The 10,555-nt window shown below is 39.1% G+C and carries 10 protein-coding genes and 2 tRNA genes; 6 read left to right on the top strand and 6 right to left on the bottom strand.

What is annotated here, in order from left to right; all coding sequences use genetic code 11:
- Positions 1 to 3 precede the first annotated feature (3 nt).
- From H7U22_RS01000 to H7U22_RS00985, 4 genes are all read left to right on the top strand, one after another.
- Positions 4 to 79, top strand: a tRNA-Met gene (locus H7U22_RS01000).
- Between the two features lie 79 nt (positions 80 to 158).
- Positions 159 to 230: transfer RNA gene (locus tag H7U22_RS00995), tRNA-Glu, on the top strand.
- A 122-nt stretch (positions 231 to 352) separates the two neighbouring features.
- A complete protein-coding gene (locus tag H7U22_RS00990) occupies positions 353 to 937 on the top strand; it encodes a Crp/Fnr family transcriptional regulator (protein ID WP_187069475.1) in 585 nt (194 codons plus the stop codon).
- A gap of 101 nt (positions 938 to 1,038) precedes the next feature.
- Complete coding sequence (locus tag H7U22_RS00985) at positions 1,039 to 1,929, top strand: SDR family oxidoreductase (RefSeq protein ID WP_187069474.1); 891 nt, start codon at positions 1,039 to 1,041, stop codon at positions 1,927 to 1,929.
- An 86-nt stretch (positions 1,930 to 2,015) separates the two neighbouring features.
- Here the strand turns inward: H7U22_RS00985 and H7U22_RS00980 are convergent, their stop codons facing one another.
- Both H7U22_RS00980 and H7U22_RS00975 read right to left on the bottom strand, forming a co-directional pair.
- Complete coding sequence (locus H7U22_RS00980; RefSeq protein WP_187069473.1) at positions 2,016 to 2,225, bottom strand: hypothetical protein; 210 nt, start codon at positions 2,223 to 2,225, stop codon at positions 2,016 to 2,018.
- Positions 2,226 to 2,258: 33 nt separating this feature from the next.
- Positions 2,259 to 2,468 carry a hypothetical protein gene (locus H7U22_RS00975; protein WP_187069472.1) on the bottom strand — a complete coding sequence of 70 codons (210 nt, stop codon included), beginning with the start codon at positions 2,466 to 2,468 and terminating at the stop codon, positions 2,259 to 2,261.
- Between the two features lie 504 nt (positions 2,469 to 2,972).
- Between H7U22_RS00975 and H7U22_RS00970 the strand changes: the two genes are divergently transcribed.
- Both H7U22_RS00970 and H7U22_RS00965 read left to right on the top strand, forming a co-directional pair.
- Positions 2,973 to 3,371, top strand: coding sequence for a response regulator (locus tag H7U22_RS00970; protein ID WP_187069471.1), 399 nt, complete (start codon positions 2,973 to 2,975; stop codon positions 3,369 to 3,371).
- A 328-nt stretch (positions 3,372 to 3,699) separates the two neighbouring features.
- Positions 3,700 to 5,274 (top strand): Na+/H+ antiporter, encoded by a 1,575-nt coding sequence (locus tag H7U22_RS00965; RefSeq protein ID WP_187069470.1) that lies wholly within the window; start codon positions 3,700 to 3,702, stop codon positions 5,272 to 5,274.
- Positions 5,275 to 5,399: 125 nt separating this feature from the next.
- Here H7U22_RS00965 and H7U22_RS00960 read toward each other — a convergent pair whose 3' ends face one another.
- The 4 genes from H7U22_RS00960 to H7U22_RS00940 form a co-directional block, all read right to left on the bottom strand.
- Positions 5,400 to 5,558: a hypothetical protein gene (locus tag H7U22_RS00960; RefSeq protein ID WP_187069469.1), complete on the bottom strand. Its 159-nt coding sequence runs from the start codon at positions 5,556 to 5,558 to the stop codon at positions 5,400 to 5,402.
- A gap of 197 nt (positions 5,559 to 5,755) precedes the next feature.
- Entirely contained in the window at positions 5,756 to 6,166 is a 411-nt protein-coding gene (locus tag H7U22_RS00950; RefSeq protein ID WP_187069467.1) for a DUF805 domain-containing protein, read from the bottom strand.
- 330 nt (positions 6,167 to 6,496) lie between these two features.
- Positions 6,497 to 7,504 (bottom strand): YncE family protein, encoded by a 1,008-nt coding sequence (locus H7U22_RS00945; protein ID WP_187069466.1) that lies wholly within the window; start codon positions 7,502 to 7,504, stop codon positions 6,497 to 6,499.
- A gap of 1 nt (position 7,505) precedes the next feature.
- The gene (locus H7U22_RS00940; protein WP_187069465.1) at positions 7,506 to 10,553 is read right to left on the bottom strand and encodes an efflux RND transporter permease subunit; all 3,048 of its coding nucleotides are present in this window, start codon (positions 10,551 to 10,553) and stop codon (positions 7,506 to 7,508) included.
- Positions 10,554 to 10,555: the final 2 nt, after the last annotated feature.

Raw genomic sequence — 10,555 nt, 5'->3', positions numbered from 1 at the left:
GAGTGCGGGGTGGAGCAGTTGGTAGCTCGTCGGGCTCATAACCCGAAGGTCGCACGTTCGAGTCGTGTCCCCGCTACCAAGTAAATTGACGATGGTAGATTTACGAATTTGGATTTTAAATAATCCTGATTCCAAATCTTAACTCCAAGATTGAAAATGGCCCGCTCGTCTACCGGTTAGGACGCCAGATTTTCATTCTGGAAATAGGGGTTCGATTCCCCTGCGGGCTACACAGATTTAAAAACCACTAGCAAGATAATTGTTAGTGGTTTTTTAGATTAATGCCTCAGTCACATTTCAAAAAATCTTATTTTTTACCTCTTAGTAAATTAGCATCACTTATATTTGGCCGATGTTCGAAGTATTTTTTGCACACATTACAGAAAAGGTAGCACTAACGGCAGCAGATAAAGAAATCATCAAATCTTTTTTTGTTCCGAAAAAACTGCGCAGGAAACAATATCTGCTTCAAGAAGGTGAGGTTTGCAAATACCTTTCTTTTGTATCTACAGGCCTGCTTCGATCTTACAACGTAGATGAAAAAGGAGAAGAACACATGAATATGTTTGCTTGGGAAGGCTGGTGGACTTCAGATATGAGCAGTTTCTCTACAGGTGAAAAAGCTGTATTTAATATAGATGCCTTAGAAGCCTCTGAACTTTTAATGATAACAAGAGTAGATTTAGAAGAGATGACTTTGAAAGTGCCTATGATGGACAGATACTTCCGAATTCTTTTTCAGAATAGCCTCATTACAAAAGAACGCAGACTAATCAGTGCCACCACCTATACAGCAGAGGAAAAATATACTCAGCTTGCTGCACATCACCCAATTATGATGCAAAGAATTCCTCAGAATTTAATTGCCTCCTATCTTGGCTTAGCTCCTGAAACCTTAAGCAGAATAAAAAAGAATCTTGCTTTGCGAAAGCCTTAAAAGTTGATCTTAATCAATAATATTTCTTGTTGCAGATCAATTTTGATTTACTTACTCTTAAGTAATTTTGCATATACCCAATTTTACAAATAAGGAGTGATATGTTAAAAACACCAAAACCCAAAATACTCATCACCGGAGCAACCGGACAGGTTGGAAGCAAAACGATTGAATTTCTTTTATCCAATAAAGAAATAGAAATTGTAGCCGCAGTGCGAAGCAAAGAAAAAGCGATTCCTTTTGAAGCTAAGGGAATTTCTACAGTAATGCTAGATTTTGATGATGAAGGCACCTACCCCACCGCGTTCGAAGGAATTGATCGCGTATTGATTGTTACTGGATATACTGTTGATATGTTACGGCAGAGTAAAGCACTGCTGGATTCTGCAAAAAATGCCGGCGTAAAGCATGTGGTGCATTTAGGTGCTTGCGGGCGTGATGATACCACTGTTGCACACTGGGCATGGCACCAACTGATTGAAAGATATATTGAATGGTCTGGCTTTTCCTATACGCACCTCCGTCCAGAAACTTTTATGCAGAACTTGCTGAGCTATGGCGGTAAAAAAGCAATAGAAAACGGCGTAATCCATGCTTATGTTAAGGGCGCACGTTTAAGCTGGGTTGATGTTGATGATGTGGCCTTGGTGGCATCTATAGCGCTTGCTTCTCCAGAATTACATACTGGCAAAACTTATCGTTTGGGTTACGATGCCAAGACATTTACCGAACTGGCCCAATTGATGACCGCTATTATTGGTAAACCATTTTTTTACGAACCGCTTGCTCCAGAAGTGTTTTTACAATCTATGATAGATGCTGGGGCAGAAATGGCTTATATGGGTTGTGTATATGATCACTGGAAACGTTACGCTAATGGATCGATTCCCGGAGCTGATGATACCTTTGATAATTTTCCTGAAATTACAGGTCAAGAGCCCACGAAGTGGATTAATTTTATTGAAAAGCACAAATCAGAATTCGCCTATTAAAAGTATAGAGTATAACTAAGCTAAAAACCACCAGACAAATTCAAACTCTATTTTGTTTGCAATTAAAAGCCAAATATCTGATTTAGTTAAGCACTAAACTTAGATTCAGTTTTTTCTAATTTTTGCAAATAGGCATCAAAGGAGACTTCGAAATCAGATTTTTCCATATAAATGGCTCCGAGCCCCTTATGAACAGATCTAATTTGTGTAAAAAGCGTGATGCGGTTTAGTTGGGTATTGATGTCGAGCACATTTAAAAGCTCTCTAAACTTGGAAGGATTTATTTTAAGTAACATATCGGTTTATTTTGAAATATAAATGTTAATGTTCTAATCATTACAATACGCTTCACCAACTTGGTGATTGCCCTTACTCTTGGTTGGCACAATTTCACCGTTTTCTAAATATAGTTTGTACAAGGGTTGTCCATCTACAGGTGAAGTTTCAGAACTGATGGCCGTAATAACGCCACAAAACTTTTTCTTACAACTAGAAAAGCAAATTACAAATACAAATAGGGTTAGAAGTACTTTTTTCATAGGTACAGGGTGATATCCAAATTTAATACCAAAAATTAACAAAACATAATTTAACCTGTAGTATTAATTATATTTTTATCCACATTTAAAGTAAGTTATTAACAGATATTCAATTGGTTACGTGATTATAGTTTTTAATTTTAAACGATAAGATAATTTTAGACGTGTTGATTATCTTGATGATTGTTTATGAAAAAATGTTCAGTTTTCAATGCATTTTAAAACTGTTCGGTTATAGAATTTATAGCAACTAATATTAGGTTAAATTCTTTAAATCAAATTTTTGCGCTAATGAATCTCAGTTCAATCAATCATTTTTTTTAAAATAAGTCTATTCTTCTTGAACAAAATGAATGTATTTAGCGTAATCGATGTGGAAAGAAAAAACTACCTTAGCAGTTAAGCGTATTATTCTTAAATTGGGTATAAAATTTTAATTCTTTTATAACTCCTTTTTATAAATTCGCCCTATCAATCCCTAATTTAAAACATCCCAAAATATAAATGAAGACGAAAATACTGATCATCGATGATGATGAGATGACCCTTTTAATTCATAGAGAGTTACTGAAAGGTAGCGAATTCTCTTTTGGAGCCAAATACTTTAACGGCGCTAAGCCTGCACTTAAGTATATTGAAAAAAACATTTCCTATGAGTTGTCGTTCTTGATTTTACTAGATCTTGGTATGCCTGAAATGGATGGATGGCAGTTATTGGATGCCTTGAAGAAAAGCCCATTTAGCAATAATATTTATGTAGTATTGGTTACCGCATCAGAGAATGATTCAGATAAGTTAAGAGCAGCTTCTTATAAGCAGGTACACGGTTTTGTAACCAAACCTTTTGTGCTCGATCATTTTAAAATGCTTAAAGGGATAAAGAAAGTAATCGATTCCTTTTAAACCATAAGCGGTATTATTATTTATGAATGCATCATTTTGAGATAAAATAAAATTTTGTTTATCCATTCTTTCTAATGCTCAACGCTTAACCTCACTCTATAAAAGGTAGTGGTTATTGTTTGGCATTTCACCGCTTTACTTGAAGAGAGGAAAACAAAAGGCTGTATTTGGAACTTATAGGTTTTATTCGTCTCCCATCAAATCCTGCTCTTACCGCCAAAAAAAACCACAATATTTTTATATATTTAAATTGAGGCACCACAAACTGTTTTATGAATGTGCTTGATAAACATTTAATCTATTTTGGTTATTCTTTAAAACCTTATTAATGCTAGAAAATTTTCCTTTCTACCTTGCGCTAATTTTTGCCATTGTGCTCATCATTATGTTGGCTAAAAAAATAAAAGTGGCTTATCCGGTTTTACTCGTGGTGGCTGGTTTAGTAATTAGCTTTATTCCGGGTATTCCTGTATTGCATATAGATCCCGAATTGATTTTTATCTTGTTTCTACCCCCATTATTGTACGAAGCCGCCTGGGCCATCTCTTGGAAAGAACTTTGGCGCTGGAGGCGAATTATTACCAGTTTTGCCTTTATCGTGGTATTCTTTACGGCACTTTCAGTTGCGTTTGTGGCCAATCATTTTATCCCCGGTTTTTCTATTGCTTTAGGCTTGCTATTGGGTGGCATTGTGTCTCCACCAGATGCAGTAAGTGCTGGAGCTATATTAAAATTTGTAAATGTGCCCAAAAGAATGTCGTCCATTCTGGAAGGAGAAAGCTTATTAAACGACGCCTCTTCCTTAATTATTTTTCGCTTTGCACTTATTGCCGTTGCAACCGGACAATTTATTTGGTACGAAGCTGCGTTAAGTTTTAGCTGGATGTTGATTGGCGGTTTATTGATTGGGCTAGCCGTTGGATTTATTTTTATTAAAATCCACAAATACCTGCCAACCGATGCCAACATGGATATTGTACTCACTTTTGTAGCACCCTACATTATGTATATTGTTGCTGAAGAGCTGCACAGTTCGGGTGTTTTGGCCGTGGTAAGTGGTGGCGTGTTTATGTCGAACAAGAGGCACTTTTTCTTGAGCAGTGCCTCGCGTTTACGAGGGGTTAATGTATGGGAAAGTCTCTGCTTTATTCTAAATGGACTGGTATTTATGCTCATTGGGCTCGATCTCCCCGAAATTACTGCCGGATTAGGAACCGTAAGCATTCCATCTGCCATTGGTTATGGTGTGCTCATTACTTTCGTTTTAATATTGGCGAGGTTGCTTTCTACCTACGGAGCCGTTTTCATTACTTTAATTGCCCGAAATTACATTACGGTTGCAGACGCTTCACACCCAGGCTATCGGGTTCCTTTTATACTCGGGTGGACGGGAATGAGGGGCGTAGTTTCACTCGCTGCAGCTTTATCCATTCCTGTACATTTAGATGGCGGCATCCCATTTCCACAGCGTAACCTTATTCTCTTCATTACTTTTATTGTTATACTCCTTACCTTATTGCTTCAAGGGCTCACGCTACCCTATTTAATCAAAAAAATTCATATCCCCAATTTGGATCATACCCCGCCCGATGAAGAAACAGATCATCTAATACGCCAACAACTGGCACAACATGCCACACAATATTTGCGAAAAAATTATAGCGATCAATTGGTTAGTCAGCCATTTTTACAGCAAATGGCCCGTAAATGGGAAGATAAGGATTTGCTGAAAGATGGTACCCTAATTGATGAAAAAGGAAAATTGATATACCTTGATATTCTAAATCAACAGCGGAAATGGTTGCTCGAAAAAAACAAACAGGAGGTTACCTTAAACGAAGATATAATAAGGAAACAACTTAATTACCTCGATCTAGAAGAGGAAAAACTAAGCTTTTTGTAAATGAATTGGCCCAATAGCCAACCTCTGAAAAGCATCGCTCAAAAAATAGCCATATAAAAATTGCTTTCAACAGCTGGATAAATTAATGGCCACCAAAAAGCTTCGTGGTGGCCAAAATAAATTCGTTAACGATAATGTCCTTTTATCCAATAATGCCCACCATGTGGCCCAACATTATAGTGTCCAGGAACCCATTGTGCTCTTGGTGCTCGCGTTCTCACCACACAAGCACTCAAATTAATTACCATTGCCAGCAAAAGCAATACACGCATAATCCTTTTCATAACCTAACCTTTTAAGTAAAACCATAAATCAAGCGTTAATTTGTGTGTATGGTTTTGACGCCAAACCATTTAGAAGGTTTAATTTGATCGGTTACTTGTTGAGAATAAAACATACCTTGTTTTCTTTCTGCAAAAAGTTTGTGAAAATCTGCAGGATCAACGTCCGCTCTCATCGTTTCGGTATCAATAATCTGATTCTAATCCACTTTAAAATTTTGCCTAAATGGAAGCACTTCGTTTCCTTCGGCATCGATTTTTTTACCGGTTTTAACATCGTAGCCAAACACATCATAATTTGGCTGATCTTCACCTTTGGGGTTATTGCCATATTGGTTAGGCCCAAGATCGCCAGAGGAAAAGAATAAGGCTAAGTTATAAAAAGGTACAAGTTGCCACCAGCCTGATTTACCTAAATCATGACAGCGTTTTGCACCTTGAGAGAGGAGTAGGTAAACGGGAAAAAGTAAAGTAATACCAATCCAATCACCTACCCTTGTATGATCTTCAAACACTATTATAAAAAAATACCAGAGATAATAAAAGAGATGCGTAAGTGCAAATTCGGTACGGCGAATTCTGCCGTAGAAGGAAAATGGATCTTTAAACATTGGAGAGACGTTTGTTTTTATCGATTTTTAAACTGTGTTGAAAGTACGGATAATTACCTTTTTTTCAAATAGATTTTAGGGATTTCAAATTGTCTTTTTTAGAAAGGGTTTTAAACTTCTTAACCACTCCCGCCCCTCCTAAAATTAGGAGGGGAGTTTCATTCAAACTTGGAAAAGGATTTCTTGAATCGGCAAAAGCCCTGCTCTTTTTAGAAGATTGGGCTTTTATAGTATCGATAGCATTAGGATTCCCGCCTGAGCGAGAATGAAGGTAGAGTTAGATTTTATATCTAAAAGTAGCTTCAGCTCTTTCATAAAGATTAGTTTGGGCTATTGTCCCACTTCCAAAACCCTGAAAGTTCCAGAAATTCGTTTTGGACGCTGTGTGGCATCGGTGCTTTTTTCAAAGGATGCTGTGGGCAAATAAAGATGGTGATTGGAAGCATCCAAGGCAATGGTTCTAGCGCCAACTTCGGTTTTTATGGTTTCCTGTACTACAAATTTATTGGCAGAAATTTCTTTAACCGCGGTAATGTTACCTGCTCCATTGGAACTGTAAGCCGTTTTGCTAATTGGATCGAAAACTACTCCATCGCATTCCTCGCCAATAGGTAAAGAAGCCAATTGTTTGCCGGTTTTGGCATCTAAAATAATCATAACCTTGTTTGCGCAAACGCTAAATAATCTGGAAGTGTTCCGATCGATTGCCAAGCCTGACGGCTCTTCCCCGCCTTTTAATGGAAATCGAGAGAGCACCTTGAAAGTCTTGCTGTCGAAACATACAATTTCTCCAGTATCTTCGATGTTGACATAAATTTTGCCTTTGCCATCTGATACGCCAGCTTCTGGTTTTCCGCCAAGCGGAATGGTGGCCACAACCTGATCATTTTGTGGATCGATAATGCTGGCATCCTTACTCTTGCCGTTGAAAACAATAATTTTTTTGGAATAAACATCAAAAAAGGTTGCGTCTGGATTCGTGCCTACCTTAATTTGTCCCATTACCATAAAGTTTTTCAAATCGAAAACTGTGCAGGTACCCGATTTGCCGTTGGTGGTATAACCTTTGCCAAATTCGTTGGCGATCGCGATTCCGTGCACGCCCAATGTATTATGGATCACCCCAACAGAATCGCCATTAGTTTTATTTAGAACATTTACCTGGTTGCCGTGAGAAACAAAAAGATTGTTGTTTTTTTGATCAACGGTTAGATAATCCCAACCGCCATCACTTTGGATTTTGTGCACAGCCAGCACTTTCATGGTGCTTTTCTTTTGGGCAAAAGTAGAAAGCCCGAAAGCGCTGAAGAGTACGATACTTAAAAATTTCGTGTTCATTTTAGTTTGTGTTTAACGATTTTGTTTTGGGTGAATAAAATTTCCGGATGAGGCTTGGTAAGGCAATCAGTAAGAGCGGTAATGCGATTATAAATCCGCCGATAACGGCTATGGCCAGGGGCTGATGTAATTGTGCACCTGCGCCGATGCCCAAAGCCAATGGCAAAAGTGCAATAATAGCCCCAAGCGCTGTCATCAGCTTTGGCCTTAATCGAGTAGAAATGGCAAAAGTAATGGCCTCATCCATGTCCTTATCCTTCAGAGATTCTTTAAACTGTAAAAAGGTAAAAATGGCGTTTTCTCCAATAATACCAACGATCATAATGAGGCCGGTATAGCTCCCCACATTTAAGGGCGTACCCGTAATGAGCAGGGCAAGATAACTTCCCGAAATCCCGAGAACGGAAATCAGCAAGATTAAGAAGGCAATTCTAAAGTCTCTAAAAAGAAACAGAATTACACTAAAAACCAACAGACTGGAAGCAATTAAAATGGTTAGTAATTCAGAAAAGGATTGTTGCTGTTCTTTATAAGCACCACCATATTCGATGTGATATCCCGAAGGCAGATTAACTTTCGAATCGATGGAAGTCTGGATGTCTTTCATTACACTGCCCAAATCCCGATTATCCAGCCTTGCGGTAATGGCGCCAATGGTTTGCAGGTTTTCGCGTTCTACTTCTGCACTGCCTGCTTTAAGTTCTACCTTAGCCAGATTTTGAATCGGTACAGCCGTTCCATCGGGCAAGAATATTTTAAGATGATCGATTGCGGAAAGACCAAAATTTCGGTTTCCGGGGTACACCATCCTAATGGGCGAAAGCTGTTGCTGATCATAAAGATCGCCAATTACGTTACCCTGTAATGCAGTTTGAATCTGCGATTGAAAGGAAACTGGCGTAACACCATATTGGGCCAGCATGGAAAAATTGGGTTGTATATTTACGGTTGGTCCGGACAATACAATACCATCAAACACATCGGCTGTTCCGCCTACTTCACCAATTAATTGGGCAACCTGTTTGGATAATACTTGAAGTTTTTGTTGGTCGTTGCCAAAAATCTTCACCTCAATGGGTTGGGTAGAACTCATTAAATCGCCCAGCATATCACCGATCACCTGTCCAAAATCGACAACCAATGCAGGTTGAGTGCCTTCAATGTGGTTTCTGATTTCCGAGATCACCTCTTCCGTACTTTTGCTTCTGTTGTGCTTCAACTGAATGAGGTAATCGCCCGTATTGGGTTCCGTAATAAAGAAACCCATCTGCGTTCCGGTTCTTCTCGAATAGGCCTGCACATCCGGAATTTTAACAATTTCCTTCTCCACTTCCTTCAGCATCCGATCGGTTTCTTCGAGCGAAGTTCCGGGAGGAGAGGCATAATCCAGTACAATGCTGCCCTCATCCATTTCTGGCAAAAACCCTGTCTCCAGATGAGGATACACCAACACAATGGAAGCCGTTAAAACCAGCAAAAATAAATACGTAAGGTAAGGACGATGGATAAAATAAGGCACCCAACGTTGTGGCTTTACTTCATGTATAATTGCTTCTGCGGATTTCGAATTATGGCCAGAATTTTTGGTCAGCAATAGGTAAATCACCGGAAGCCCAATCCAGGTAACGAAGAAAGAACAAACCAGGGTAATGATCATGGTATTGGTCATCACTTGGAAATAGGAGCCTGCAACCCCAGTCATCAGCACAAAGGGAATAAAAATTACAATGGTACTGATGGAAGACCCGAGCATGGCCGGGAAAAGATAACGGATGGCTTTACTGAGTAGGCTTACCGTAGGTTCATTGGGATGTTCTTCATGGCTTCGATGAATCTGTTCTACCACTACAATGGCATCATCAATGATTAATCCAATGGCGGCTGCGATGGCACCAAGTGTCATGATATTTAGCGAATAACCAATGCCATAAAGCACAATAACCGTGAGGCAAAGCGTAATTGGAATGGTAATTAAAATGGTGGCACTCGCTTTTAATGATCTTAAAAAAATAATGGCAACGATAATGGCAAGTGCCAATCCGATCCATAAACTATCGCGAACGCTTTTAACAGATTCGTTCACAAAATCGGCTTGCACATAATAGGGTTTAATCAGAATTCCACCTGGAAGAATTTTCTTAAGTGCGGCAACCTTAGTGCTCATTTCAGCAGAAAGATCAACCAAATTGGCATTGGGCTGTTTAATTACTGCGATTAAAATCCCATCTTTTCCGTTGGCATTAATGCGGGTATATTCTACGCTTTGCTGAATGTTTACTTTTGCAACATCACTTACCTTGAGGATTCTATTTCCCTTTTTCATCAGCACCAATTGCTCTAAATCGCTTTTGGTTTTTACGGTGGCATCGGTAACCGAGAGGTATAAATAGTGGTGATCTGAAAGATATCCGTTAGATTTTATAAAGTTGGTTTGGGCAATGGCATTGGTAATCTGATCGGGCGAGATGCCCAAAGTCTGCATTTTCTGTTCATCAAGTTCCAGCCAGTATTCCTTACTCCTTCCTCCAATTACACGGATTTCTGATACGCCATCCACTTGTGATAGGAATGGTTTTACCGTGTAAGTGGCTATTTTTTTTAGTGCTGCTGGCGAATAGTTATGACTTTCTAAACTGTAACCACTTACGGGCAGAATAGAGGGATTCATTTTCTCTACAGAAATATTTACACCTGCCGGAAGTGAGGCCGATATTTTGGCTATTTGCGCCTCAATGCGTTGCTGACTAAGATCAATATCCGCCCCGGGATTCATAAAAGCCGAAAGTTCGCAACTGCCTCTACTGGTGGTGCTTCTCACCAATTGGAGATCGGGAACCTGTTTTACGGCGTTTTCCAGCGGACGGGTAACGGTAACCACCATTTTATCAACCGGCTGAAGTTCGGCATCGGCAATAATCTTGATTTTAGGGAAAGTAATCTCCGGGAATAATCCTGTCTTTAACTGTTGGAAAGAATAAATTCCGCCTACAATAACAATAACCAGAACAGCCAAAATGGGGTTTTTATGGGAAAGGAAATAGTTTTTCATGG

This window comes from Pedobacter fastidiosus, assembly GCF_014306625.1.
GTDB classification, from domain to species: Bacteria; Bacteroidota; Bacteroidia; order Sphingobacteriales; family Sphingobacteriaceae; genus Pedobacter; species Pedobacter fastidiosus.
This window is presented reverse-complemented; position numbering and strand designations above follow the sequence as displayed.

Coding starts and splice junctions, on each gene's coding strand:
- H7U22_RS00990 (WP_187069475.1), top strand. CDS start 353: ATGTTCGAAGTATTTTTTGCACACATTACAGAAAAGGTAGCACTAACG.
- H7U22_RS00985 (WP_187069474.1), top strand. CDS start 1,039: ATGTTAAAAACACCAAAACCCAAAATACTCATCACCGGAGCAACCGGA.
- H7U22_RS00980 (WP_187069473.1), bottom strand. CDS start 2,225: ATGTTACTTAAAATAAATCCTTCCAAGTTTAGAGAGCTTTTAAATGTG.
- H7U22_RS00975 (WP_187069472.1), bottom strand. CDS start 2,468: ATGAAAAAAGTACTTCTAACCCTATTTGTATTTGTAATTTGCTTTTCT.
- H7U22_RS00970 (WP_187069471.1), top strand. CDS start 2,973: ATGAAGACGAAAATACTGATCATCGATGATGATGAGATGACCCTTTTA.
- H7U22_RS00965 (WP_187069470.1), top strand. CDS start 3,700: ATGCTAGAAAATTTTCCTTTCTACCTTGCGCTAATTTTTGCCATTGTG.
- H7U22_RS00960 (WP_187069469.1), bottom strand. CDS start 5,558: ATGAAAAGGATTATGCGTGTATTGCTTTTGCTGGCAATGGTAATTAAT.
- H7U22_RS00950 (WP_187069467.1), bottom strand. CDS start 6,166: ATGTTTAAAGATCCATTTTCCTTCTACGGCAGAATTCGCCGTACCGAA.
- H7U22_RS00945 (WP_187069466.1), bottom strand. CDS start 7,504: ATGAACACGAAATTTTTAAGTATCGTACTCTTCAGCGCTTTCGGGCTT.
- H7U22_RS00940 (WP_187069465.1), bottom strand. CDS start 10,553: ATGAAAAACTATTTCCTTTCCCATAAAAACCCCATTTTGGCTGTTCTG.